Raw genomic sequence first — 26,663 nt, 5'->3', positions numbered from 1 at the left:
TAATGTTAAAAGTATCAGGGGGATGTGAATATGAAAAGATTTTTAGCTTACCTTTTAATTTTAGCTTTATTTTTAACTGGGTGTGGAATTGGGGTCAAACAAAGCAATACAATTAGTCAAAATATAATATCTAATAGTTCTTCAAAAACAAATGAATCTGATATTATGTGGAAATGGTCTTTTAAAGACAATCATAAAACATTAGAGAATCTACAGATTTTCAAGTCAACAGATAGAGGTAATTCATGGACTGAAATAAATTTACCTATAAACATTCTTCCAAAAGATGCATATAGTGACGTCTATGTAGAAAATGTTGTCCCATATTTTTTAGACTCTAATGATGGTTGGATTTCATGGATAAATAATAGTGATACTACATTGTATGTGATTAAGACAACAGACGGAGGCAAAACGTGGAACAAATTAAGTTATAAACTGCCACAGCAATTGTCACAAAGCATCTCGAAAATCCAATTTGTAACGCAAAGTACAGGATGGCTACTGGCTGTATCTGATGCAGCAGCGGAACAGCAAATTAAATATTTACTCAAAACAAATGATGGAGGTAAGACATGGCAAAAAGTCAATGTTACTTCATCAGATTCTTATTCGGGCTTGCCAATTGTAGGAACATCAATTGATATGAAATTTTATGGTACAGATAATGGATGGATAGGTGTATCAAATCCGGTATCAGCGGATGTGATCCTGTATAGAACAGTTGATGGTGGCAATACGTGGAGTAAAGTTTCAGTTCCTACACCACAAGGCTATGAAAAGTATTGTATCTTGTCGGCTACAGTACCTGTATTTAAAGACGATAAAAATGGGACATTAGATGTCGATTTTTATATGGCAAATAATGTCAAATCTGAAAATCACACTGTGACTTATGTGACAAATGATGGTGGGAACACTTGGTCAGCAAATGTATACGCGTATGATGAAAATAAACATATATTTGTAAAATTAAACACAAAAAGTGAGATTAAAAAATTTGATTTAACAAATTATGTAATAATGAAAGATTACAAAATTACAAGTGTTGCTGATGTAAAATCTGTATCTCTGTCTTATGGCAACAAATTCATATATGTTAATTTCAATTTGCCTGAAGATACTGACAGTATAATAATTAATGCTAATGATGGAAAGTTTATAAAATTTGGTGATAGATATGGAGGCGCGACTAATGGGGTTTGGTCTCCTAACCATGATGAATTAGCTTTTACATCCGGCACAATAGGTAAAGGTGGAGTATATTTGTACGATGCTGAAAATAATGTTTATAAAAATTTTCATGTTCCTTATATTAATGTTGCGAAAATTTTTTGGAATAACGATGGTGATCGCATTGCTTTTATAGGCGAAAAGAATAGTGATTTTGAACTGTGCACTATTGATTTAAAAGATGGCAAATATTCAGTTGTCAATAAATTAAATTCCGAAGATATAAAATCATTTAGCGAGAAATCTGTTATATGGAAGTAAAGACAGGTTGCCACATAATATTGTTAAAGATTTTGGGGAGGTGTGCACATGAAAAGATTTTTTATCGCTTTGCTGGTTTTAACAATATTCTTAAGTGGGTGTGGAAGTATTAATAATACAAATATTCACTCAAAAGATAACTCTTTAAACAATAAAGCAAAAGCAGAAATTAACTCAACTTCAAAAATTAATTCGAAAGAAGCAGATTTGCAAAAGTCTAAAATAGATAATAGTAATATTTATGATGTTTTAAAAACAATTAAACCTCAAATACAGAAAGTTACGAATGTGCCAGTTATATTGCCAACCTATGTGCCAACAATTGAAACACTTAATTTTCTTGGCTCTTCTGTTAGAAATAATAAATACTATGCCATTAAATATGAAGCTAATAAAGATTATTATTTTATCGCTATAGATACTATAAATGCGATTATTCCTATTAACGATGAACGTTTAACTTATGTTCCGGTCGGTTTAGACCCTCTCACATTTTTTTTGCTTTCGGCTGGTGAAAACAAATTTAAAGATGAGATTAAATATCCAATAATTAAACCTAATAAATCATTTAAAAAGGTAGTAATTGACGGTGTAGAATTTTTAACAGGCGAAAATTTTCCTGGACAGTTAGCATATACAAAATATAATAATTGGGATATTTATATACGGGGTTATGATAATAATGATATGATAAAAGAAGTTAAAAGTTATTTGTCATATTTTCGATTATTTAAAAGTGATATAAAAGAAGGAGAAATTTTTATTGAAAATAACTCTTTCCAATACATAAAATGGACATCAAAAATAGGTTACAATTATTGGTTATATCCACATGCCAGTAATATGGACGTGATCAAAATGTTTAATAGTTTATTTTAATGAAAATATTCAATAGATCTTACTTATTTTTCAGATCTATTGAATATTTTTTTAATTAGATCCTAAATCCGCCGTAATTGCCAGGTGAACGGTCTTTATCTACTTCTACATTACATAATTTAACAGGATTTGACTTCGTACTGATTTCGTATTGATAAATATTATATCCTGGATAAATATTTCCATTGCTCCATGAAGATGTTTGCCAAACATAAGAAACTCCCCACTTACCTTTTATATAGTTAACAACTGCATAACCTCCATACACACCAATATACCATTTGCTTCCGCCATTCATTTTTGCATATTGTTGCATCGCATCACCTACACCATGGAAATAATTATTTATGTTGGGTAAATCATTGCTTGCATCGTAATCAACAGCAAAATATATAGCACTATTGTATGGCTGCCCTACTTCTCCTGCTCTGGAAACTGCATCAAGGCAATCATTATAGCCTTGGTTATAAGTAAAATAGCTTGCATATGTCGGATTCGTTTCATAAACAGTTACTATATCAATCCCGTTACTAGATATTGTTTTTGCTTCACTTTGTGTCAAATTTTTTGTATTATTGCTAGTAGCATAATATCTGCATATAAATTTTATTCCATTTTGTGCAAAGCAACTAACAGTGTTAGCTGGAACTGCATACATATAATCTACACCTTCTACACTCATCATTTTCACCTCACTTTCGTTAGTTTTTTAAGAAGGATTTTATCGGCCGATTTACCCTTCTATATTATGAAAGAGTGCTTTATATTGAATTTAACAACCAATTCTCAATGATTTTTTTCTAAAAACTTTCTCATTTTCTCTAAAGCTTTCTTTTTTGTCTTGCTTACCGCTTGTTGTGATATATTTAATTTGGCTGCTATATCTATTTCTTTTTTTTCATATATGATTGTCTCCAGTATTATCATTTTTTGTAGTGGTGTAAGCTTATTCAAAACCTCTTGTACAAAGATTTTGTTCTCTACATTTTCATATTCAAAATTATCAACTATAATTTCTTTATCATCAAGAATAAGAAATTCATTTTCTTTTATTTTTACATTCTTTTTTGAGAGTCTTATATATTCATTTTTCATGCCTTCAGCTATATAAGCTATAATTTTATTATCATCAAAATTTATCATTCTTCTCACCTTTTTTATACTTTTTAACAGTTTTTACAAGCCATAAAATTATGTCTTCTTCTGCACCGTCATAGCCCAATTTTCTTTTATATTTATTTATCAATGGCTTAAATCTCTGAATTAGCTCCCACAGTGCATCTTTATCCCCTGTATTTATATCGTTAATCAACTCTTTTAGACTTCTTCTCATTTTCACTATTAATAGTATGATAAGTACCTATGGCCGATGATGCAGCCAATATAGAATTTAATAAATACAGGGGAATATCCTTAAAAGAAAATTTACCAGTTACAGCCGATGTAAATGTAATGATGGAGAATGAGATAATAAGGACAAGCAGCTGTGTTGGAATTTTCTTTATTAATTTTAACTTTTTTATGAGTTGGGCTATGAGGATTGTTGCTGCAACATTACCTGCCAACGTGCTAAGAGATGTATAATTGAAAAACTCTTGCAACTTCAACACCTCCATAAAAGGAAAAGTTTTAAAATTATCTATTTTCCTTTTATCTATTAAAGAGTACCTATTTATAAAAAATACAACCCATTAATTGTAGTTTTTAAGAAAAACAATTATATAAATAAGAAAGTAAAAACAGGGCATAACAATTTATTTGCCCTGTTCCCCATCGAAATCTATTATTTTGTGCATATTATAGCATAATTTTAAATTAATGTAATTTATTTTAATAATTTTTAATAATTTGTAATATTTGCGTAATAAATAATGAAACGATTAGTTGTATAATATTATTAAAAGTTTTAAGTTGGAGGAAGATTACATGAAAAGATTTTTTATCGCTTTGTTGGTTTTAACAATATTCTTAAGTGGGTGTGGAAGTAAAACAAGTAATGTTATAAAGAATAATAATGCTAAGCAAACATATAATTTTCAGTATATTAAAATGACGACACAACACAACGGTTGGGCTTTAGGGGGAAATAAAATTTATATTACTAGCGATAAAGGTAAGACATGGATTAATGTATCACCTGCCAATAAAAATAACATTTTTTCATGGTACTTTTTAAACGAAAATTATTCTTGGGTGCTATATTCAGATGGAACTTTATATGAGACTAGAAATAAAGGTAAAAGTTGGGTTGGTTCGAAAGTTCCTTTTACAATGGGTAAATTATTTTTTCTTCAAACGAAGGAAGAATTGAGTGGTTGGATGTTAAAAGAATATGGACCGGCATCTGGAGATAGTCCTGTTGATGTGTATAAATTAATAGGTAGCAAATGGACACTTATTAGCAAAGGGAAAATGCCAAACAATTCATTAATAGATGATAATTCAATTTCATTTGAAGGAGAAAAGACATCTTTCATTTTTTTGCCTGATGCTAAGACTGGTATTATCACAGCAGAATATCGTATACCGGGAAAATATGGATTGTACTTAAGCAGTAATAGTGGTTATACATGGAATAAAAAAGATATACCATTACTTTCAAAATTCAAAGATGATAGCATTTTATTTTATTCTCCTAAATTTTTTGATTATGAGAAAAAAACTATTGTAATTTTACCAGTTTGTATTTACGATATTAAGCATAACGATTACCGAATAATTTTTATGGACAGTAGTGATGATGGTTCAACATGGAAAGAAGTATCGTCATTTTCAATAAAAGAAAAACCGATTGAGATAAATTTAGTAGATAAAAATAATTGGAATGTTTTAATAAACAATGTATTGTTTATCACAAATGACAACGGTAAAACGTGGAATAAAGTTAATATCCCTAAGAATACAGTACAAATACAATTTATAGATTCTAAAAATGGGTGGGCTTTAGTTAAATCACAATTGGGTACAAACCTACAATACAGTAATAATGGTGGACTTTCATGGGAAAATCTTTTTTAAAAGAAGAAGAGAAGGCGATAAATTTATTATAAAGCCTTCTCTTTTTCGTTATATTCTATTATAATTTCCATCCTCCAGCTGCATCATTTGATATGTCTAGATCTACATTTATTGAACAAAGTGTTTGATTTGAAGCTGTCTGCCTTAAATGATATCCGGACCATGGATTTGTATTTCTGCCACCACTCCAACCTGGCGCATATGCTTGGAAAAAGTAAGTTGCAATTCCTTGATCTTTGCACCATGTTAGTACATCATAACTTCCATAAACACCAATTTTATAATGTACAACTTGTTCGCCAGCCTTTTGGCGTTCGTAAATATACTGAAGGTATCCATCATTAATTCCTTTAAAATAATCCAAAATACTTTGCTTTTGGGTCGTAGTAGCATCAAAATCAACTGCAAAGTATATAGGAGTATCAGCGCTTTGCTCTAAATCAGCGGCATAATTGAATGCATTATCTCCATCTAATTTTCCCTGATTGTACGTAAAATAACTAGGACTATTGGCAGGACCATCTTCCCATATAGATACGATATATAACCCTGCCGAAGAGATTTTTTGTACTTCAGTTGCTGTTAAAGCTTTCCACGTATTTGTAACAGCAAAGTATCGTCCTATAAAGGTTTTACCCTGATTTTTTAAACATGTTAAAGCGTTAGACACATTTGTTGCTGTATGAATTCCATTACCCATTTTTTTACCTCACTTTCGTTAGTTTTTTAAGAAGGATTTTATCGGCCGATTTACCCTTCTATATTATAAAAGAGTGTTTTATTTTTAAAATACAACCTTTTTTAAAGGTATTTTTAAATTTAATTTTTTCTTAATTATTTTTAATGTTTATGTAATATTTTACAGTTCAATTAGATGTATAATAATGTTAAAAGTATCAGGGGGATGTGAATATGAAAAGATTTTTAGCTTACCTTTTAATTTTAGCTTTATTTTTAACTGGATGTGGAAGTGATACTATTAAAAGTAATAATATGAGTTCAAATTATAAAGATTTAAAACCTATAGAATATTATACTATATATAGCAATTTTCTAACTTATACAGATATGTCTGAATTTCCAAAAGAAGGAATATATGTGTTTAAAAATGATAAAGAATGGAATGAATTTAAAAAAGAACATTTTGAGGATGTTGTATTTTTGAGTAATAATCAATTTCCTAATATTTCACTCGATACTACAGACAAAAATCTTATTTGTGTTGTAATATATCCACCGAAACCTACATATGTTCCACAATTTTACATTAAAAATATTAAAGTGAATAATAAATATTTATATATTTACACTGATACAACCGGTATTGTAAAACAGACTTCAGGCATAGATGAAAATACCATTTATGTCATATTGGTTACCATAAAAAAAGAAATAATCACAAATAATATTATTTCACGATTGGAATAAATTTGAATTTTTAAAAATGTCACATGGAATGAGGGAAAAATATTTTGTGTATTTAGATTAACAATCTTTAATCATTTGTAATGTTTGCATAATAATAATGAGATAATTAGATGTATAATATTGTTAAAATTTGTAGGGAGGGGTTATATATGAAAAAGATTTTTATAAGCTTGTTGATTTTAACTTTATTTTTAAGTGGATGTGGAAGCAAACCAAGCAGTAAATTGCAAAAGGCTCAATTTTCAAATACAGTAAAAAATGATAGCGAAAATATAGATGAACCACATATTAACCAACATATTCCACAGCTTATTACATATAACGGTGATCATGTATCAGTTTGGGTGAATCAATTCTTATTTGTTGAAAATGGTGATTTAAAAGAAAGTTATAACGGTGATAAAAGTTATATAAAGCTTAGTTATGCAAAAGACAATATTATAAAGACTATTGATTTAACTTCATACGCGTTAAAGTACGATTCGTTCAACGGCATTGATTATATAACTGCTTCTCCGTCAGGAAGATATATTGTTTTAGAGTTTTCTCAAGACGTTCCAATTAGTGTCATTGTTGACACTGACACAAATAAAAGCAGTATATTATGGTATGATGAATCAAAAAAAGAAAGCATGATGAGAATTTCATTTAACCCCAATAATGAAGATGAGTTTGCTTTTTTGCCGTCAGCAGAAGTAAATGGTCCGAACGGAAGTCATTTTTTAAAACTTTATGAAATGAAAACTCATAAGATAAATACGGTAGGCGAAATCTCAGAGAAAGATATGACGATGCAAAATTCACTGATACAATGGGGAAAAAACACAATCAGTGTTATTTCACTGGATAAAAACAAAGTATTTAATTTCACATATTAATCAGGTTTAAAAATAAGATAAAGAGGGGTCCTTGTATGAAGGTAAAAAATGTAATGATATTTGCAATAGGAATAATAGTTGGTATACTGCTATCTCAAATGTTAACAAGACATACAAGCATTTATGACAGCAATAGCAGTGGGATATCTGAAAATGTTCAAAGTGTCGATATGGAAAATCCAATATCACAAAAAGAAATTTTAAAACAATTGAAAACAAACCCAACTTTTGATGTGTCACAAATACCAGTTGTAGGCTCAGATATCTATGGGCATGTTTGGCAGGATTTAGGTACAAAATCAAATTCATTTACTTCTTGGAAAGTGCCTAAAGCATGGCAAAAATATATTTATTCTGAAAGCGACAAAACCGATCCTGTATCCATAAGCAATGGAGCCAACGATAAATTTTTGTATATAACATTGCAAGGCGTTGTCTTTCTATATTTACCTCCTGACGGAAGGTATTGGTGCCCTGTACCGATGTTTGGGGATATACCGCCAGGTTCTGTAATAATTGCACAGCATGTCCCTTTAAAGACCGCTGTTGAAGCTGGTGTAATTCCTGTATATCATGGTCAAGCATTTACTAAAAGCTATCCTTTGCCAAAGGAGTGGCAGGATGCGCTAAGGTAGTTAATGAGTGATAGAAATAAACAAACCAATTAGTTACAAATAATCTAAAGGGGGTCAATTTATTTGCTCATTATATTGATTTTTGCAATAGTGATAATATATTTGATTATTTCTTCAAAATATCCAGAATCTAAAAGACCAAAGATTAGGTATGCTGTAGCTTTTTTTCTTTGTATACTTCTTGCAGTTCATCTTTACTTAGACTACTTTAGAATAGGGTCGTTTAATTCGCTGGTATTAAGCAACTTCCACAGTTCAAAGATCGTTTCGGTTATGTTGGCTAAAAACACTGACAATACTAAGGACAGCAAAATAAAAAGCACCAATGATGCAAAGACAATAAATGACTTGATATCGTATTTAAAGCAATTTAAACTTGTGCAGTATAATGGCAAGTATACCAGTGGAAATAATTATTCTTACGATATTGTCTTTTATACCAATAAAAAAGATGAGAGAATCGGAATAAGCGTAACCAATGAGAAATATATTGATGTCGCTATAACAACAGCTAAGACTTATCATTTATTCTTTTTTAATTGGTACAATAATATAAATAGCTATAAATCTTATAAGATAGTTAACGGCAATATAAATTCACATTTTTTAGATTCTGTATTAGATTCTATAAAAGATTAATTTCAAAATCTGTGATATTTATCACAAACTTTGTGCTGTTTTTGTTGTATAGTATATATTGGACAAAAATGAATGGAGGTTATCAAATGGTCAAAAGGAAGATAGTAAAGATCGATGAAGAGAAGTGCAATGGATGTGGACTTTGCATTTCACCATGTGTTGAAAGCGCAATAGTTTTAGTGAATGGGAAAGCCAAAGTCATAAGCGAGGAGCTTTGCGATGGCGCAGGTGTATGCTTGAATGTGTGTCCAACAGGCGCTTTGTCTATTGAAGAAAGGGAAGCAATGCCTTTTAACGAAGAAGCTGCGTTGAAGCACAAGGCTACAATTGACAAAGATAGATGTTCATATTGTGGCAACAGCGACGATGATGCACCAATTTTGACGTATAAATACAAAGGAGAGATAAAGCAAGTCTGCGTAAGATGTCTTCCGGCTCTTATTCACGGTTGATCCTTTTAGAGATGTTTGGCGGTTGAGAAGATGTACCAAGCTCTTTGTGGCGTGGTGAATGAACCACAGTGATGCTGTTCATGATTATTTCTATGTCTTCTTCACCGTCTTTTATTTTTTTTCTAAACTCCACTCTTGGTACAACTACTGTGACTTCATGTGGCACATCTATGTTTGTCTTCCTTTCTACCTCTACATCAAGGCCGTACAATCTTAATGTTATTTTGTCATATCCTCTGCTTCTTTTAAATAATTTTTTTGCCATATTTAATATACTTTTTATATTAACCATGATATAACCCCCAATACAATTTATGAAAAAAATGATATATACGTTCATACAGATGATGATGTATTGTATAAAATAACAAATTTGATAAAAAATATAGACAAACTCATAAAGAAAGGGTGTATTTATGAAAAATAATATGACGGCAGCAAATCTGCGCTCTGCATTTGGCGGGGAAAGCATGGCATATCAACGGTACAAATCGTGGGGTAAAATTGCCATGCAAGAAGGCTTTAAAAACGTATCAAAACTTTTTAATGCCATAGCGTATGCAGAGGAAGTTCATGCAGGAAATCATTTTAAAGCACATAGAGATATTGAAGGAGATTTTTTAGTGCCATCAATGGCTGGATTCGGCATAGGAAATACGTCTAACAATTTAGGTAAAGCCATAAGCGGAGAGCTTTTTGAAGTAAATGAGATGTATGCAACTTACATTGCTACAGCAGAATTTCAACAGGAACAGGAAGCTTTAAAGTCATTTACATGGGCAAGAGAAGCTGAAAAAATTCACGCTGATCTTTTCAAAGAAGCGAAACTATCAGTAGATATGGGAAAAGACGTAGGATTTAATGAAGTACATATATGCAGTGTTTGTGGTTATACAACAGTAGGACCTATACCTGAGAAGTGTCCCGTCTGTGGAGCAGAAAAAACGAAATTTGTGTCTTTTTAAAAAGGAAGGGTTTATAACCTTCCTTTTAATTTCACACACTTAATCATGATCAGTTTGACACACATTTGAATCACATCTAAATGAATTTCTTGCAATGTGTTTCACTGCACACATTTTTTTATATTAAGCCTAAGGGTTTATTTTGCTGTGCGTTGCAACATTGGCATCAAATTTGCACTTTATATATGGGGGAAGATTGTCTCGTCTAAATTACAATATTGATTGGAGGAGAGCCAATGAAAGGAAAGATTTTGATAACTCCAAGATCTTTGTGTCATAAGAAAAATGATATAATTGAAATGCTTAGTGATTACGAAGTTCTAATGAATGAGAGTGGAAGACCTTTTGTTGAAAATGAATTAAAGAAGCTTATACAAGATGTTGACGGCATTATCGTAGGTGTAGATAAAATAACAAGAGAGATTTTGGCGAATGCCAAAAAATTAAAGGTTATCACAAAGTACGGTGTTGGATTGGATAATATTGATATAGAATACGCCAAAAAGTTAGGCATAAAGATAACTTACACGCCTGGTGCTAATAAAGAATCTGTTGCTGATTTAGTGTTTACGATGATATTGGAACTTAGCAGGCAACTATTTAAGATGGATAAAATCGTAAGAGATAATAGATGGGATAAAGTCATTGGCAGGGAAGTATATGGAAAGGTCATTGGTATAATCGGCACGGGAAATATCGGCAAAAGTGTTGCCAAAAGGGCTACAGGATTTGACATGAGAATATTGGGCTATGACATGTTTCCTGACTATGAATTTGCAAAAGAGATAGGGATGGAATATGTTGACTTGCAGACTTTACTAAAAAATTCAGACTATATAACACTTCACATACCGTTTACAGAAAGCATGCATCATTTTATAGATAGAGAAGAACTAGAAATGATTAAAACCACTGCATATATAATCAACACTTCACGTGGAGAACTTATAAATGAGGAAGCTTTGTACGAAGCTTTAAAGCAAAAAAGATTGGCTGGTGCGGCATTAGACGTATTTGAGATAGAGCCTCCATATAATAGCAAATTGATTAAACTGGAAAATGTGATACTTTCTCCACATTGCGGTGCATCTACAGAAGATGCCATAAATAGGATGAACATGATGGCTGTAGAAGGACTTAAAAGCATCTTAGAAGGTAAGGAGCCTAAATTTGTATATGCATAATGTGCCAAAGCTTAAAATGATAAAGTGCAAAAAACTTGTTATCTGGCTTAATTATGGGTGTAATTGCGTTTTTTAAAAGAAATCAGCAAAAATTTCAGATTGAATAAAATTATTACTGGTGATAAAATTTTAATATCATTTTTGAAAATTTCCGCGTTTTATTTCTAAAGATTTTGTGATAATTAAAGCATTATTTCTATTAATTGTAAAAGGAGCTGGTATAGGTAATGGATTTCAAAAGTAATGAAAGCATAAAAAGAAGCGATAAAGTTTATAAAAAACTAAAGGAGTTGACGGAATCTTTAAACTTCAATGATTTTAACGGTCCTTTAGGATATGACGCTTTATATATAGGAAAGATACTAAACATCTCCAGAAGCAATACCAGCAGGGAACTTAACAAGCTATTAAAATCAGGAAAAGCGATAAAAATAAAAGGTAAGCCGGTTTTGTATTTAGATAGATTGTATTTTAAGGAAAAATTCAGTTACCGTTTTACAAAGTCTGTTTTTGAAGATAGAAAAGATTTTGTGAATACATTAACAAGCGCAGGAATACTGAACCGAGAATCATTTCAACTTAGTCAAAATAATCACAATAAATTTATTAACGCTAAAAAGATCAACAATAAATATTCTGAAAGCATACTTGATAATATCATTGGTGCCAAAAGCAGCTTAAAAGAACAAATTTCAAAAGCAAAAGCAGCCATATTGTATCCTCCAAATGGGCTTCATACGCTGATAATTGGCCCTACAGGGGTTGGGAAGTCCACATTTGCAGAAATGATGTATAAGTTTGGCGTAGAAGCTAAAGTTTTTAAAAGCAATTCTCCTTTTGTAGTGTTTAATTGTGCTGACTATGCTCAAAATCCACAGTTGCTTATGTCTCAATTATTCGGCCATATTAAAGGTGCTTTTACTGGAGCAGACAAAGAAAAAAGAGGCCTCATTGAAGAAGCTGATGGCGGTATATTGTTTTTAGACGAAATTCACCGCATGCCACCGGAAGGGCAGGAGATGCTATTTACGCTTATTGACAATGGGAAATACAGACGACTTGGGGAGACTGAAAATGTTAGAAGTGTAAAAGTTCTGATTATTGCAGCAACAACTGAAAATCCTCATTCGGCTTTGCTTCACACTTTCTTAAGGCGCATTCCTATGGTAATTCAATTGCCAAGTCTTGACAAAAGAACGTTGATTGAGCGCTTTTTATTCATATATCAGTTCTTTTATGAGGAATACGAAAGACTAAATGTGCCTATTAAATTAGAAAATGATGCGTTAAAAGCAATAATGCTTTATGACTGTCCAGGCAATATTGGACAATTGAAAAGTGATATAAAGTTAATCTGTGCAAGGGCATTTTTGGATTATATCATTGAGGAAAAAGAGATGGTAGAGGTCTGTTTATCAACATTGCCGCAAAATGCAAAAGAAGGCCTATTAAAAATTCACAATTTGAGGGATGAGATTGTATTCAAGGAAATAAGCAATAATGGAGATATAGTATTTAGCAAAAACACCGTAGGCGTAAAAGATAAATTGAACATTAATTTTCTAAAAAGTTCCTACAGTGCAGATGATGATTTGTATGACTTCATAATGGATAACTGGGAAAAGTTTAACAGACAAGGGATGTCATCAGAGCACATAAGGGAAAACATAGAAAATCAGATACAATTGTACTATAAAAATTATCTATATCCAATAGAACAGGATACTGATGGCGTCAACAGAAGTGTTTTGTTTAAGTTTGTTGATCCGTATATATTGACTGCTGTGGAATATGCTTTTAATGCCGTTCGTGAAAGCTTTGATGGAGTAATAACTCAGAAAGCAATTTATCTATTGTCATTTCACATAAAGACCATGATTGAGAGGCTTAAAGTAGGAATTGCTATTTCGCATCCTGATAGAGAAAGTATAGCAAGAAGCTATAAATCTGCTTATAGTGCTGCAAATGTCATAAAAGAGAGGCTTGAAGAAAAATTGAATATAGATATACCTGAAGATGAGACAGCCTTTATAGCGATGTTTTTGCAGGCATTGCAGTATGGAAAGAATAGCAGCAAGATTGGAATATTGGTTATGGCGCATGGAAATAGCACTGCCAGCAGTATTGCGGAAGTAACCAATAGACTTCTTGGCACTGATCATGTAAGGGCTTTGGATATGCCGTTGGAAGAAAAACCGGAAGTGACTCTTAATAAAGCTATCAATATGATAAAAGAGATTGATCAAGGTAAAGGTGTACTGATTCTGGTGGATATGGGGCTTCTCAGGACTTTTTCTGACATTATTACAGAAAAAACTGGTATAAAAACAAGGACGATTGAAATGGTCAGCACTCCATTAGTGCTTGAAGCTACAAGAAAGGCTTTGACTCCAGATATGGAAATAGACAAGCTTGTAGATGAGATAATATCTTTGCATCCATTGTTAAGTGGTGATGGCAACGCAAGTGATATTACATCTGGTGCCAACAATATTTCGCTATACGAAAAAAATTTAAAAGACCTTTTAGCCCAGACATTGAATTTTTTAAATCCTGATAAGGTTTATCCTGTCTTAAAAGGGATTTTAAATGATATTCTCAATGAGAAAGATAAAAAAGTAGAGGACGAGATATGGATAAAATTTTTATTTCATTGTGCTTGTTTGATAGAGAGGGCGATTAGAAAGGATTATTTGCCAAATAGCGATTTAGATGTGATAAAAAGCCGCAACAATGGTTCATTTCAATTGATAAAGGAGCATTTTGAGGCTGTAGAGAATCTCTTTGGAATAGAGATTCCAGATAGTGAGTACGCCTATGTAGCGGAGATGATTGACACATATATTGACACACTTGAGCTTAGGAACATGACACACATTTAATTGAATAAAAACATTTACATGACGAAGTGTTTTCATGGCACACATTTTAAAGACGGTGCTTATCTTTCCTGAGAGATATACATTTGCAGATAGGTCATTTTCATGGCATGATTTTTGCATTATAAAATTTATGAAAGATAAAACATCGCATTTTGAAAGGATGATGATCTTGATAGGGATATTAGTCGTAACACACGGTGAATTTGGCAAGGAGTTATTAAAAAGTGCTGAGCTAATATTAGGGAAACAAGAAAAAGTTATGTGTTTGGGATTAAATGAAGGTGATGATGTTTTAAAACTAAAAGATAAAGTAAGGAAAGGCATCATTGATCTTGATGAAGGAGAAGGTGTATTGGTGTTGACAGATATGTTTGGGGGAAGTCCTTTTAATGTGACGTCAGCCAACTTGAAGGAATTGACTTTTAATTATTTGACAGGAGTAAATTTACCTATGCTTATTGAAGCATTGTCGTCAAGGCATAGCTATGATGTCAATACATTAGCTGAAATGTGTTATAAGTCGGGAATTGAAGGGATTAGAAACATGAATAAAGAAATACTCAGCAAGTAAATTTATACGCCGCAATAAAGATGGCTCTTTAAAGAGTTATCTTTATATATAAAAACTTAATAAAAAAAGGAGGACTTTATATGCATGTAAGTATTAGTGCATCACAAGCTGCAATCATTGCTTTATGGGTGGCTATAGTTGAGGCACGTGCTCTTGGTTATTCAACATTGATGCTTCGCTTCACGCCATTGATGACAGGTCTTGTAGTAGGTATCGTCATGCACAATGTACCGGAAGCCATGGTAGTCACTGCTGCCATACAGCTAATATACATGGGGTTAATCGCACCTGGTGGAACATTGCCAAGTGAGCCAGCAGTTGCGGCTTCTATAGCAGTTCCGGTTGCGGTTATGGCACATCTTGATCCATCAGCAGCAATTGCAATCGCAGTGCCTGTAGGACTATTAGGGTCATACTTGTATTCTTTTAGATTCCTTTTGAATACGTTTGTATTACGACTTACGGATAAGTATGCAGAAGAATTAAATGATAGAGGTTTGACATTGACAATAATTGTTTTGCCTATTTTAGTTAGCCTTATATTATTCTTCCCAGCCATATTTATAGCACTTTACAAAGGGACTCCATTGATAGCAGCGTTGATAAAAACCGTTACAGCCGGCAAGCTATTCCATGTTTTGACGGTAATAGGTGGAGGATTGCCTGCGCTAGGAATTGCGTTGACACTTACAGTTATAGGCAAGAGAAAATTTGTCGTATTTTTCCTCTTGGCATACTTTATGGCTGTCATACTAAAATCGTTAAATGTGAATACTGTGACATACGCTGTCTTAGGAGGAATAATGGCATATCTCTACGTTATGTTTACAAGCAAAGAAGCAGATAGCCAACAAATTTGAAGGAGGTAAGTGGCATGGAAGATGTAAAAGCGAAAAACAGTGTAAATTCGGCAGAAATTGATGACGGCAGTAAAAAAATCACAAGAAAAGATTTGCTTTTAGGATGGTTTAGATGGTGGTACGCCAATGAAATACCTCATACATTTGATAGAATGTTGGCACCCTCACTTTTGTTTGGGTTAATGCCTATTTTAAGGAAAATATACAAAAAGAATGAGGATCTTAAAGAAGCGTATAAAAGGCATCTTTTGTTTTACAATACGCAAGCAGTATGGGGCGGTGGCACAATACTTGGAATAACGGCATCATTGGAGGAGGAAAGGGCTAAAAAGCTAAATGAAGGCAAAATTGATGAAGCAGTTGATCCAGAGATCATAAATAGTACGAAGGTTGGATTGATGGGACCTTTGGCAGGCATAGGCGACGCAATAGATTCAGGTACGGTGCAGTATATTTTAATAGGCATATTCCTACCGTGGGCAAAAGCTGGCAGTGCATTGGGAGCTTTTCTTCCTTGGATATTGTTTGTTGCATTGACATTCACATACGGATATTATTTTACTGAATTGGGATATAGGCTTGGGCGTTCTGCAGTTGTTGAAATTGTCAGTGGTGCAAGAATTAGAAAAATCATTGATGGATTATCTGTTTTAGGTACTTTTATGATGGGAATTTTGGCGGCTTCTTATGTGACAGTAAATACATCGTTAAAATGGACTTTGTCAGGAAAACAATTCGTCTTACAGGATATTTTAGACAAAGTATTGCCTGGCTTGTTGCCACTGTTGACAGTTATGCTTGTATATTGGTATTTCTCAAGAAAAGGTTTAAAAATAGTGAAAGTGCTTTTGTGGTTAATAGTCATATTTGCGGTTTTAGGCTTTACAGGACTTTTATAATATTCATGGTTTAGCTTAATTGCCTTTAAAGGCGATTTAGCTAAACCTCTATTTTAAATCATGAGAAAGGATGATCACTGTGGGAGAAATCATTTTTGCCAGAATAGATGACAGACTGATACATGGTCAAGTTATGACAAAATGGGTAAAAGGGTATAATTGCAACTCAATATTTGTCATTGACGACCAATTAGCAAAAGATGAATTTATGAAAAATATTTACATCATGTCTGCTTCTACTGCTAATATTACATTGAAAATATTGACCGTCGATGATTCAATAAAATTGTGGGAGAAAGATCATTACGACGGATTTAAAGTTATATTATTGTTTAAAAACATAAAAACAGTTAAAGACACCATTGAAAAAGGACTGCCTATAAAGAAGCTAAACATTGGCGGTATAGCAAAAAGCGCAGACAGAAAATTCATAATACCTACTGTAAGCCTTAACAAAGAAGAGACGGAATCACTTTTAGAGCTTGAAGAAAATTATGGTGTGGAAATATTCTTCCAGACAGTGCCTGAAAGCAAGAGAGTTGGACTTGACGCTGCGCTTGGTGTGTTTAACATTAAAAGATGATTTCATATTTCCAGGAATCTACTATTGCAATGAAAAGCATTTAGGTATATACTGTAGTCAACAAGATGGTCCTGAGGAGTTTAGTTACGGTGAATTTGTTTTCAACCAACACCATGACAACGGGAATTTGGGTTCAATTACGTATGAAAAGCCCACATTGATGGGACTTCAGAAGTAAGTGACAGGATACCCACTTTAGAAGCGGGCTTGAAAACATAGCCGAACGGCTTCGCGGGATAGATTGGATGTAAAAAAACCGGCAATTGCCGGTTTTTTTTATACACAGATTTAAAAAGATCTTCAATTGTAATATAATTTATGGTGAGGTGATTTTATGAATCTAAAAGTAGAAGGTACTGTCTTTACTTTTCCAGATCATGTGACATTGGAAGAAATATCAGAGCGGTTTAAAGACAACCATAAGTATAAGATAGTTGCGGCAAAAGTTGATAATCTCATGGTTGACTTGTCTACAAGTGTAGATAGAGAGTGTGAGATACAATTTGTCGATATGTCGACAGAAGAAGGGATGATGGTATACAGAAGAAGCCTCACATTTGTCTTGATTAAAGCGGTAAAAGACATCTTGCCTGATTCAAAAGTTACCATTGAGCACTCTTTAGGTAAAGGTTTGTACTGTGAGATTCATGGTTCTACTGTAAACAATAAAATCGTGCATGATATAAAGTGCAGGATGAGAGAGATAATAGATGCAGATTATCCCATAATAAAAAAGTATTTAGACAAAGAAAGTGCTGTTAATCTATTCTCGAAAGAAGGCTTAGAAGAAAAAGTAAGTCTTTTTAAGTACAGCGATAAAGAAAAAATCCCTGTTTATTTTTGCGAAGATGTTGTAGATTTTTTCTACAGCCCATGTGTTCCATCTACAGGTTATTTGAAGCTGTTCGATCTTATACTCTACTTTCCAGGAGTTATACTTTTATTTCCTGAACCAAAAAGTCCAGATGTGCTTCCTGTATTTGAAGATGTTCCTAAATTGGCATCTGTATTTAAAGAAGCTGAGGAATGGGCAAATATACTTAATATAGGATATGTAGCGTCTTTAAATGATATGATTAAAAGCGGCAATGGGAGAGAGCTTGTCTTAATATCGGAAGCGCTTCATGAAAAGAAGATTGCCACCATTGCAGATCATATATATCAAAATAAAATGATAAAGTTGGTCCTTATTGCAGGTCCTTCCTCATCTGGCAAGACGTCATTTGTCCACAGATTAAGTGTTCAACTTAGAGTAAATGGATTAAAACCGCTGCCAATATCACTTGACAATTATTTTTTGCCGAGAGAATTGACGCCAAAAGACGAATTTGGCAACTACAATTTTGAAACGATCGATGCTTTGGATTTAGAGCTTTTTAATGATCACATAATAAAGCTTATGCAAGGTGAAGAAGTAGAGCTTCCGATTTTTAACTTCAAAAAAGGAGAAAGAGAAAAAGTAGGAAGAAAGGTTAAACTTGACAGAAATCACATAATCCTTGTAGAAGGCATACACGGTTTAAATGAAAAGCTTACAAAGGATATACCAAAGGACAGCAAGTACAGGATATATATAAGCGCTTTGACACAGTTAAATCTTGATGAGCACAACAGAATATCTACTACTGAGACTCGACTTTTAAGAAGGATTGTGAGAGATAATCAGTTCCGCTCCAGCGATGCCGAGGAGACAATTCTTATGTGGCCTTCTGTAAGGAAAGGTGAGGAAAACTATATTTTCCCATACCAGGAAGATGCAGATATCATGTTTAATTCTTCGCTTCCTTATGAATTGCCTGTTATAAAAAAGTACGCTGAGCCACTTTTAAGAAAGATAAATAAAGACAGCAAGGCGTTTTCGGTTGCGCAGGAGCTTTTAGAGATATTGAGTTACTTTGTAAATTTAGAAGATGAATCTGCCATACCACCAAATTCTTTGATGAAAGAATTCATTGGCGGAAGCTGTTTAGATGTGTAAAAAGTTCTAAAAAGGTATTGAATTAATATATTATTAGTGCTAATATTTTTTTAAGAAGAATTTTGGTCTTTTTGGTAATTTTAATTTTATTGGTATAAGGAGGAGAAGCTATGAACATCATCGATCCTGTTGTTGGAGCCATTATCAATTACATCGACAAAGATCCAGAGAAAAACCTTCAAGCAATGGCCAATCTAATGTCAAAAATAGCGGTACTGCCGAATCACAGACAGCAAATAGAAAGTGTAAAATCGTTTTTAGACGACAAGGACAGCAACTGGTACAAGTTCACAGTCAAAGGGATCAAAAACATTGACAAGAACATCTTAAAGACGCTCATGATAAACTTCCTTGTTAATGCCAGCCTTAAAGGCATTCCGAAACAGCAAGAATGGGAACAAAAATTAGATGCCAATGTTCCGTGGGCGATACTTATGGATCCTACTGAAGCTTGCAATCTAAATTGTGTGGGCTGTTGGGCAGGAAAGTATAATCCACATAATCTATCATTTGAGACGATGGATAGAGTTTGCAAAGAAGCAGAAGAACTGGGGGTCTATTTCATAGTTTTATCTGGCGGTGAGCCGACCGTCAGGATGAAGGACATAATAAAACTTGCTGAAAATCATAAGAATCAAGTATTTCATTTGTTTACAAATGGTACGCTTATAGATGAAGACATGGTAAAAGAAGTAAAAAGAGTGGGAAATATAACATTTGCAGTAAGCATTAACGGCTTAAAAGACAAAAATGATGAGATAAGAGGCAAAGGCACTTTTGCTAAAGTGATGAAAGCCATGGATCTTATGAGAGAAAATGGGGTATTATTCGGTTACTCTGCTACATACACTAAAACTAATATTGAAGAAATATTCAGTGATGAGTTTGTAGATATGATGATAGACAAAGGTGCTTACTTTGCATGGTACTTTACTTACATTCCTGTTGGAAAAGATCCGGATGTAAAATTCATGGTATCGCCTGAGCAGAGGAAATACGCTTATGAAAGGATTAACTATATAAGAGCTACGAAAGAGCTATTTGCTATCGACTTTTGGAATGACGGAGAATTCAGTGGAGGGTGTATAGCAGGTGGTAAGAGGTATCTTCACATAAATGCAGCAGGAGATGTTGAGCCATGTGCTTTCATCCATTACGCTAATGTCAACATAAATGATGTAAGTCTGAAGGAAGCTCTCATGTCTCCTATCATGAAAGCGTATAGAAAGAGGATGCCGTTTAATCAAAATCATTTGAGGCCATGTCCACTCATAGACAATCCAGAGGAGCTTTTAAATATAGTGAGGGAATCCAAGGCAAAGCATACGGAAAACAGCGATGCATCGCATATTGAAAATTTGTACAGCGATTTAGAGAAAGTTGCAGAAAGATGGGGAGAAGTAGCGGATGATATTTGGAATTCAAAGGCCTCTACCGAAAAAGAAGCTTGACTGTAAAGGCAAAATACCCTATTATATGTAAGAGAAATGGGGTGTTTGTGTGCCTTTAACGAAAAGAAAGGTAGACTTTTTGGAAACGCTTATAAAGCTTTACGACAAGGATAAAGCTCCTGTCCACTATGCTGACGTCGCAAATTATATGGGCATAAGCAAATGGACTGCCTATGATATGCTGACAGAGTTAGAAGAACTGGGCTATGTGAAACGGCAGTATTTTATTGGCGAGGATAAATCTATAGGCAGATCTATATTGGTTTACATGCCTAATGAAAGTGCTTATGACGTTGTAAATAAAAGCAGCATACATGAGTGGAACAGCGTAAAAGAAGTCTTATTGAATGTGATCAGAAAAAATGATGATTCCATATCAGTAGATGATTTTATGAACGAAAAAAAAGCTGCTTTAAAGCCTCTTAAATTTTGCGCTTACGCATTGACAACGCTGCTTTTACAGATTAAAACACTTGATGTAGCAGTAATTGAAAACATAAAAAATTCCATAAACATTAATGGCAGTGAAGCGCCTGTGATTTTGTTTGTGGGAATCGTAATTGGATTTTACATCGATTATCATTTAGCCAGTGAAAGCAGGAAAGTTTTTGAGAAGGTTAATATATTCCACAAATATATAAAAGAGCTAAGCGCGAATGATAAAACATTGTTAAATAACTTTTTGAAAGAATCGCTTTTGTACATTTAAGACCATTTAGGTCTTTTTTTGTATAATAAAAATTTTTTTAAAGAAACTAAGTATTTAGGAGGTGCTTTTATGAACAGAGAAAAAGAGATAAGTGAGATAATGGACTTTGTGGAAAGATACAAAGAATCTATGGCCAGTCAAATGGTAGTGTCCCGGATTTTAGGTGATAAAGGCGCTAAAGTAAATGAAGAAACTATTGACAAGTTTAAAAACAGGATTGTAAATGCTGCAGATGATGATTTGGAAGCATGTTACTATATAATAAAATAAATATTTTGTTTTTTGCAAAAATATGTTATATTAGATGTATAAAATAGCATAGGAGGTAAAACTATGAAAGTATATGTAGATCAAGATTTGTGCATAGCTTGTGGCCTATGCATCGACACGTGTCCAGCGGTTTTTGACTGGAATGACGAAGGCAAATCGCAGGCAATAGTCGATGAAGTGCCAGAAGGAGAAGAACAGGCTTGCCGTGATTCCATAGATGGTTGCCCTACTGAGGCAATAAAAGAAATATAAGTTTTGGAAAATATACAAGTTTGGGATATATGCCTTCGCTGGAGGAAAAATAAAAGCGGAGGTGTTTTTTCTATGTCAAAGAGAAAGAAATTGTATGAAAAGGCGGAAGACGAGCTTGAGAGTTTAAAAGAAGAAGTTGCTGAGGAATTACACCTTGATGATGACATAAAGGAACGAGGTTATGAAAATATGACGACCAGAGAAGTCGGGAAAATCGGTGGCAACATGGTCAAAAAGATGATTAAATACGCTGAAAAACAGATGGATGAAAAAGATGGCAAGATAGATTGATATTAGGCTGAAGGATATCCTTCAGCTTAATATTTATTAATAAGTCAAATCATATGATAAAGCAATCATTAGTATTGTAAAAGAAGGGAAAAAAAGATCTATGTCGAATTCTTATTTATAAAGGAGGGCTTTAAATGAGGGAATTAACAGCAGAAAATCTTAAAAAGCATATAGATCCGGATTTGCTTGGCTTTGAGACTACGGATGATGTAGAACCTTTGAAAGATCTCATAGGACAGGAAAGAGCCAAAGATGCCATGGAGTATGGTTTAAAAATCAAGCAAAAAGGATACAACATATTCATTACTGGGCTTACTGGCACTGGAAAATCCAGCTTTGCCATAAGCAGTGTTTCTAAAGTCGCATCGGCAGAAAGGGTACCAGACGATTGGGTGTATGTGTTTAATTTTGATAAACCATCACAGCCTATTGCCATAAATTTAAGGCCAGGTGATGGCAAGAGATTTAAAAACGACATGAGAGATTTTGTGGAGCAGCTTCAAAGAGAAGTTCCTAAGGCATTTAATTCGAAAGCATACGATTTGCAAAAAAATGAAATCGTGAAGAAATTTCAGGATAGAAAGAATCAATTGATCCAACAGCTAAATGATTTGGCAAAGAATTTTGGCTTTGTGCTTAAAGAGACAAAGACTGGCATAGTAAGCATACCTGTTGTAGACGGTAAGCAGATAAGCAATGAAGAATACGAGCTATTGGATGATGAGAAAAGGAAAGAAATAGAAGCTAAAGCGGCAAGCTTTGAGGAAAAAGCGCTGCAGATATGGAAGGATATACAAAATATAGATAAAGAAACGAGAGATGCTGTTCACGAGCTTGACAACAGCGTAGGACTTATGGCTGTTGGACATTTGATCGATGATTTAAGAAATAAATACGCTCAATATGACGGTGTAATGAGATATCTTGACAGCCTTCAGAGAGATATACTGGAAAACATCGACAGTTTTAGAAGCGATGATGATGAAGACAATCAATTTCCATTTATCATGCGAAAGAACAAAAAAGATGTTTTTAAAAAGTACAGTGTAAATCTTTTTGTGGATAACAGCAATACAAATGGTGCGCCTGTTGTGGTAGAGTACAATCCTAACTACAACAATGTATTGGGAAATATCGAATATGAAAGCGATTTTGGAGTCGCAATTACTGATTTTACAAAAATTAAAGCAGGTGCCCTTCACAAAGCAAACGGTGGATATCTCATCTTGCAGGCTAAGGATGTCTTGACATATCCATATGTATGGGATGCAATTAAGCGTACGCTAAAGACAGATAAGATAGTCATAGAAAATGTTGCGTCGTCCTACGGCCTTTTATCCATATCATCATTAAAACCTGAGCCAATTGATTTGAATGTAAAGGTAATACTCATAGGGACGCCGTATTTATACTACATCCTTTATAACTATGATGATGACTTTAAAAAGTTTTTTAAAGTTAAAGTTGATTTCAACGACGTGATGGATTTAAACGGAGAAAATATCTCAAAAATGGCTTCTTTTATAAAGAAACATTGTATTGAAGACAATTTAAGGCCTTTCCACAAGACAGGAGTGGCAAAAGTCATTGAGTATTCGACAAGGATATCGGAAGACCAAAACAAATTATCGACACAGTTTAATGATATTGTTGAAATTCTATATGAATCAAACATCTGGGCAGAAGTAGATGGAAGTAAAGTCGTCATGGCTCACAATGTGGAAAAGGCTATAAAGGAAAAGGTAAAGCGTGTCAATATGATAGAGGAAAAGTATATAGAATATTTTAAGAATGGAATATTTTTGATGGATGTAGACGGTGAAAAAGTTGGGATTGTAAATGGACTTTCTGTCATAAATTTGGGTGATTATCAATTTGGGAAGCCTTCCAGAATAACGGTTACCACTTATCCAGGCGAAGAAGGTGTAGTAAACATCGAAAGGGAAACCAAAATGAGTGGTCACATTCATGACAAAGGTGTCATGATAATAACAGGATTTATAGGTAATAGGTATGCATTGGATTTTCCGCTTACTTTATCAGCCAGAATATGTTTTGAGCAGCTTTACGAAGGCGTAGAAGGTGACAGTGCCTCCAGCACAGAGCTTTATGGGCTGCTTTCAAGTTTATCAGACATTCCCATCAGACAGGAAATAGCCGTAACTGGTTCTGTCAATCAATTTGGAGTTATACAGCCTGTAGGTGGTGTAACACATAAGATTGAAGGATTTTACAAATTATGCAAAGTGAAGGGATTGACAGGTAGACAAGGTGTCATAATCCCGGAGCAGAATGCAATAAACCTTGTTCTGGACGATGAAGTAATAGATGCATGCAAGAGTGGAAAATTTCACATATACACTGTAAATACGATAGATGAAGGTATGGAAATATTGACAGGTCATAAGATGAGTGATATAAACGAAAGGGTGAAAGATAAGCTAAGATCATTTTACGACATATTGACAAAAGAAAAGTCATCTGATAAAGAAAGGAATGTTTGATGTGACTTGTGTCACAAAAGAGGAGATTAAGGAGTTTGCTTATAAATCCGGTATTGACGTGATAGGCTTTGCAAGTCCTGATTGTCTTTTCGAGTATAGGGATTTATTGCTTTATAGGCTTAACAATGGTTTAAATTGCAACATTGAAGAAAAGGATGTAGAAAAGAGGATAAATCCCTATTATCTTTTTAGCGATGTCAAGACCATAATATCTGTCGCTGTTTCATACAACGTAGATTATGAATTTGAAGTTCCAAAGTCCGGATATGGCGTTATTTCAAAGACTGCATGGGGCACAGATTATCACAAAGTCATGATTGATTTGCTTAAAAATTTGGAAAATTTTATTTCATCTAAATGTGGTGGCACCAAGACTGTTTTGCTTGTTGACAACAATCCGCTTTTGGAAAGAGCCATTGCTTACAATGCGGGTATTGGATTTTTTGGGAAAAATAATATGATAATAAATGAGGAATTTGGATCATATTTATTTTTGGGAGAGATGCTGATAAACGTGCAATTTGAACCGGACTCCAAAATTGAATCAAAGTGTGGCAGTTGCACAAGATGCCTTAAAGCGTGTCCTGGGAAAGCATTGATTGAAGAATACAAAATAGACGCCAATAAGTGTTTGTCGTATGCTACAATTAAGAAAGGATACTTAAGCGATAGCACATTAAAAAGATTAGGAACTCGAATATATGGCTGTGATACATGCCAGGATGTTTGCCCATTTAATGAAAAAGCAAAGAAAGTCACAAGGCGTGAATTTATGCCACAAAATCTTAAACCTAAACACGATTTGAAAGACATCTTATGCCTTGACAATAAAAAGTTTAAAGAATTATTTGGAGCTACATCGGCATCCTGGAGAGGCAAGAATACTATAATAAGAAATGCCATAATTGCGGCTATCAACTCAAATGACAAGGATTCAATCGAACCGTTGAAAAAGCTTATAAACTCTGAAAGTGCTTATATAAGAGGATATAGCGCATACGCATTAAGCATCCTTGACAAAGAAAATGCTTTTCCATACATTGAAAAAGCTTATTTAAATGAAAAAGATGAGTCTACAAAGGAATTTATGAAGAAAGCCATAACGAATATTAGAGGTGAGACTTTTGATGATAACGAAAGATGAAGCGTTGGAAGTTATAGAAATTCTTAAAAAGACATATCCTGATGCAAAACCCGGTCTACATTTTAAAAATGCCTTTGAGCTATTGGTAGCCACAATACTATCAGCACAGTGTACCGACAAAAGAGTCAATATTGTTACAGAAAAACTTTTTAAAAAGTACAAATCGCCATTTGACTTAAAAGACGTTGATCCATTGGAATTTGAAGAAGAAATAAGGGATTGCGGTCTTTACAGGAATAAGTCCAGAAACATAATAAACACCTGCAAAATTTTGTGTGACAAGTACGGTGGCATTGTGCCTGATGATATGGAAAAGCTTATGGAGTTACCGGGTGTTGGCAGGAAAACTGCAAATGTGATTATAAGCAATGCCTTTAAACAGGATGCGATTGCGGTTGATACCCACGTTTTTAGGGTGTCAAATAGGATTGGCCTTGCTGAAAGCGATGATGTTTTAAAGACAGAGTATCAGCTTATGGATATTATACCTAAAAGTTTGTGGTCTTTGTCTCATCACCTTCTCATATACCATGGAAGAAACATCTGTACGGCACGGAAGCCTAAGTGCGATATTTGCCCTATCAATCATATTTGTAAGTTTTATAAAAATTTTATAAAAAATTAATCAGTATGTAATTTATTTGCAATGTATTTGTAATATAATTAAATTGTTCTAAATTTAAAAACTAAATAATGG

30 protein-coding genes and 1 other RNA gene are annotated in these 26,663 nt (G+C 33.6%); 26 read left to right on the top strand and 5 right to left on the bottom strand.

Features of this window, described 5'->3' with window-relative positions:
• Positions 1–30: 30 nt before the first annotated feature.
• Together BVF91_RS13435 and BVF91_RS00420 are read left to right on the top strand one after the other, a co-directional pair.
• Positions 31–1,494, top strand: a complete 1,464-nt coding sequence (locus tag BVF91_RS13435) for a YCF48-related protein (RefSeq protein WP_240495746.1) — start codon at positions 31–33, stop codon at positions 1,492–1,494.
• A gap of 48 nt (positions 1,495–1,542) precedes the next feature.
• A complete protein-coding gene (locus tag BVF91_RS00420) occupies positions 1,543–2,373 on the top strand; it encodes a hypothetical protein (protein WP_085111588.1) in 831 nt (276 codons plus the stop codon).
• A 55-nt stretch (positions 2,374–2,428) separates the two neighbouring features.
• Here the strand turns inward: BVF91_RS00420 and BVF91_RS00415 are convergent, their stop codons facing one another.
• From BVF91_RS00415 to BVF91_RS00405, 3 genes are all read right to left on the bottom strand, one after another.
• The gene (locus BVF91_RS00415) at positions 2,429–3,055 is read right to left on the bottom strand and encodes a DUF1906 domain-containing protein (RefSeq protein ID WP_168170168.1); all 627 of its coding nucleotides are present in this window, start codon (positions 3,053–3,055) and stop codon (positions 2,429–2,431) included.
• Positions 3,056–3,159: 104 nt separating this feature from the next.
• Positions 3,160–3,516: a sigma-70 family RNA polymerase sigma factor gene (locus BVF91_RS00410; RefSeq protein WP_085111586.1), complete on the bottom strand. Its 357-nt coding sequence runs from the start codon at positions 3,514–3,516 to the stop codon at positions 3,160–3,162.
• Positions 3,503–3,685: a hypothetical protein gene (locus tag BVF91_RS00405; protein WP_240495745.1), complete on the bottom strand. Its 183-nt coding sequence runs from the start codon at positions 3,683–3,685 to the stop codon at positions 3,503–3,505. The genes BVF91_RS00410 and BVF91_RS00405 overlap by 14 nt, the downstream gene beginning before the upstream one ends.
• Before the next feature lie 50 nt (positions 3,686–3,735).
• Between BVF91_RS00405 and BVF91_RS00400 the strand changes: the two genes are divergently transcribed.
• The gene (locus BVF91_RS00400) at positions 3,736–3,957 is read left to right on the top strand and encodes a hypothetical protein (RefSeq protein WP_085111584.1); all 222 of its coding nucleotides are present in this window, start codon (positions 3,736–3,738) and stop codon (positions 3,955–3,957) included.
• A 342-nt stretch (positions 3,958–4,299) separates the two neighbouring features.
• On the top strand, positions 4,300–5,391 hold the full coding sequence (locus BVF91_RS00395) for a VPS10 domain-containing protein (RefSeq protein WP_085111583.1): 1,092 nt from the start codon (positions 4,300–4,302) through the stop codon (positions 5,389–5,391).
• Positions 5,392–5,449: 58 nt separating this feature from the next.
• Here BVF91_RS00395 and BVF91_RS00390 read toward each other — a convergent pair whose 3' ends face one another.
• Positions 5,450–6,091, bottom strand: a complete 642-nt coding sequence (locus BVF91_RS00390; protein WP_085111582.1) for a DUF1906 domain-containing protein — start codon at positions 6,089–6,091, stop codon at positions 5,450–5,452.
• A 212-nt stretch (positions 6,092–6,303) separates the two neighbouring features.
• On the opposite strand from BVF91_RS00390, the gene BVF91_RS00385 reads away from it, so the two are divergent.
• From BVF91_RS00385 to BVF91_RS00365, 5 genes are all read left to right on the top strand, one after another.
• Positions 6,304–6,819 carry a hypothetical protein gene (locus BVF91_RS00385; RefSeq protein WP_085111581.1) on the top strand — a complete coding sequence of 172 codons (516 nt, stop codon included), beginning with the start codon at positions 6,304–6,306 and terminating at the stop codon, positions 6,817–6,819.
• 149 nt (positions 6,820–6,968) lie between these two features.
• A complete protein-coding gene (locus BVF91_RS00380) occupies positions 6,969–7,697 on the top strand; it encodes a hypothetical protein (protein WP_085111580.1) in 729 nt (242 codons plus the stop codon).
• A 35-nt stretch (positions 7,698–7,732) separates the two neighbouring features.
• Entirely contained in the window at positions 7,733–8,332 is a 600-nt protein-coding gene (locus BVF91_RS00375) for a hypothetical protein (RefSeq protein ID WP_085111579.1), read from the top strand.
• Positions 8,333–8,395: 63 nt separating this feature from the next.
• Complete coding sequence (locus BVF91_RS00370) at positions 8,396–8,971, top strand: hypothetical protein (RefSeq protein ID WP_085111578.1); 576 nt, start codon at positions 8,396–8,398, stop codon at positions 8,969–8,971.
• Positions 8,972–9,057: 86 nt separating this feature from the next.
• Positions 9,058–9,423 (top strand): ATP-binding protein, encoded by a 366-nt coding sequence (locus BVF91_RS00365; RefSeq protein WP_013787579.1) that lies wholly within the window; start codon positions 9,058–9,060, stop codon positions 9,421–9,423.
• Here BVF91_RS00365 and BVF91_RS00360 read toward each other — a convergent pair.
• Positions 9,410–9,715 carry a hypothetical protein gene (locus BVF91_RS00360; RefSeq protein ID WP_085111577.1) on the bottom strand — a complete coding sequence of 102 codons (306 nt, stop codon included), beginning with the start codon at positions 9,713–9,715 and terminating at the stop codon, positions 9,410–9,412. The two genes, BVF91_RS00365 and BVF91_RS00360, sit on opposite strands and share 14 nt — an antisense overlap.
• A 124-nt stretch (positions 9,716–9,839) precedes the next feature.
• On the opposite strand from BVF91_RS00360, the gene BVF91_RS00355 reads away from it, so the two are divergent.
• The 17 genes from BVF91_RS00355 to nth all read left to right on the top strand — a co-directional run bounded on the left by BVF91_RS00355 (position 9,840) and on the right by nth (position 26,591).
• Positions 9,840–10,388, top strand: a complete 549-nt coding sequence (locus BVF91_RS00355; RefSeq protein WP_013787581.1) for a rubrerythrin family protein — start codon at positions 9,840–9,842, stop codon at positions 10,386–10,388.
• 236 nt (positions 10,389–10,624) lie between these two features.
• Positions 10,625–11,572: a phosphoglycerate dehydrogenase gene (locus BVF91_RS00350; protein WP_085111576.1), complete on the top strand. Its 948-nt coding sequence runs from the start codon at positions 10,625–10,627 to the stop codon at positions 11,570–11,572.
• A gap of 227 nt (positions 11,573–11,799) precedes the next feature.
• Entirely contained in the window at positions 11,800–14,454 is a 2,655-nt protein-coding gene (locus BVF91_RS00345; protein ID WP_085111575.1) for a sigma-54-dependent transcriptional regulator, read from the top strand.
• A gap of 34 nt (positions 14,455–14,488) precedes the next feature.
• Positions 14,489–15,025 carry a PTS sugar transporter subunit IIA gene (locus BVF91_RS00340; protein WP_240495744.1) on the top strand — a complete coding sequence of 179 codons (537 nt, stop codon included), beginning with the start codon at positions 14,489–14,491 and terminating at the stop codon, positions 15,023–15,025.
• Positions 15,026–15,105: 80 nt separating this feature from the next.
• Positions 15,106–15,885 carry a PTS mannose/fructose/sorbose/N-acetylgalactosamine transporter subunit IIC gene (locus tag BVF91_RS00335; protein WP_085111574.1) on the top strand — a complete coding sequence of 260 codons (780 nt, stop codon included), beginning with the start codon at positions 15,106–15,108 and terminating at the stop codon, positions 15,883–15,885.
• A gap of 14 nt (positions 15,886–15,899) precedes the next feature.
• A complete protein-coding gene (locus tag BVF91_RS00330) occupies positions 15,900–16,784 on the top strand; it encodes a PTS system mannose/fructose/sorbose family transporter subunit IID (RefSeq protein ID WP_085111573.1) in 885 nt (294 codons plus the stop codon).
• A gap of 79 nt (positions 16,785–16,863) precedes the next feature.
• On the top strand, positions 16,864–17,367 hold the full coding sequence (locus tag BVF91_RS00325; RefSeq protein ID WP_206198988.1) for a PTS sugar transporter subunit IIB: 504 nt from the start codon (positions 16,864–16,866) through the stop codon (positions 17,365–17,367).
• Positions 17,368–17,432: 65 nt separating this feature from the next.
• Positions 17,433–17,609, top strand: a non-coding RNA gene (gene ssrS / locus BVF91_RS00320) — 6S RNA.
• A gap of 92 nt (positions 17,610–17,701) precedes the next feature.
• Complete coding sequence (locus BVF91_RS00315; protein ID WP_085111572.1) at positions 17,702–19,345, top strand: nucleoside kinase; 1,644 nt, start codon at positions 17,702–17,704, stop codon at positions 19,343–19,345.
• 110 nt (positions 19,346–19,455) lie between these two features.
• Entirely contained in the window at positions 19,456–20,796 is a 1,341-nt protein-coding gene (locus tag BVF91_RS00310) for a radical SAM/SPASM domain-containing protein (RefSeq protein WP_085111571.1), read from the top strand.
• Positions 20,797–20,845: 49 nt separating this feature from the next.
• On the top strand, positions 20,846–21,505 hold the full coding sequence (locus BVF91_RS00305; RefSeq protein ID WP_085111570.1) for a helix-turn-helix domain-containing protein: 660 nt from the start codon (positions 20,846–20,848) through the stop codon (positions 21,503–21,505).
• 69 nt (positions 21,506–21,574) lie between these two features.
• Positions 21,575–21,775 carry a hypothetical protein gene (locus BVF91_RS00300; protein ID WP_014759327.1) on the top strand — a complete coding sequence of 67 codons (201 nt, stop codon included), beginning with the start codon at positions 21,575–21,577 and terminating at the stop codon, positions 21,773–21,775.
• Positions 21,776–21,838: 63 nt separating this feature from the next.
• The gene (locus BVF91_RS00295) at positions 21,839–22,027 is read left to right on the top strand and encodes a ferredoxin (RefSeq protein WP_013787592.1); all 189 of its coding nucleotides are present in this window, start codon (positions 21,839–21,841) and stop codon (positions 22,025–22,027) included.
• A gap of 72 nt (positions 22,028–22,099) precedes the next feature.
• Complete coding sequence (locus BVF91_RS00290; protein ID WP_085111569.1) at positions 22,100–22,318, top strand: alpha/beta-type small acid-soluble spore protein; 219 nt, start codon at positions 22,100–22,102, stop codon at positions 22,316–22,318.
• A 134-nt stretch (positions 22,319–22,452) separates the two neighbouring features.
• Entirely contained in the window at positions 22,453–24,822 is a 2,370-nt protein-coding gene (locus BVF91_RS00285; protein WP_085111568.1) for a Lon protease family protein, read from the top strand.
• Between the two features lies 1 nt (position 24,823).
• Positions 24,824–25,966, top strand: coding sequence for a tRNA epoxyqueuosine(34) reductase QueG (gene queG / locus BVF91_RS00280; RefSeq protein WP_085111567.1), 1,143 nt, complete (start codon positions 24,824–24,826; stop codon positions 25,964–25,966).
• Positions 25,947–26,591 carry an endonuclease III gene (nth, locus tag BVF91_RS00275; RefSeq protein WP_085111566.1) on the top strand — a complete coding sequence of 215 codons (645 nt, stop codon included), beginning with the start codon at positions 25,947–25,949 and terminating at the stop codon, positions 26,589–26,591. The genes queG and nth overlap by 20 nt, the downstream gene beginning before the upstream one ends.
• Positions 26,592–26,663 lie beyond the last annotated feature (72 nt).

Source organism: Thermoanaerobacterium sp. PSU-2, from assembly GCF_002102475.1.
Taxonomy (GTDB): Bacteria; Bacillota; Thermoanaerobacteria; order Thermoanaerobacterales; family Thermoanaerobacteraceae; genus Thermoanaerobacterium.
This window is presented reverse-complemented; position numbering and strand designations above follow the sequence as displayed.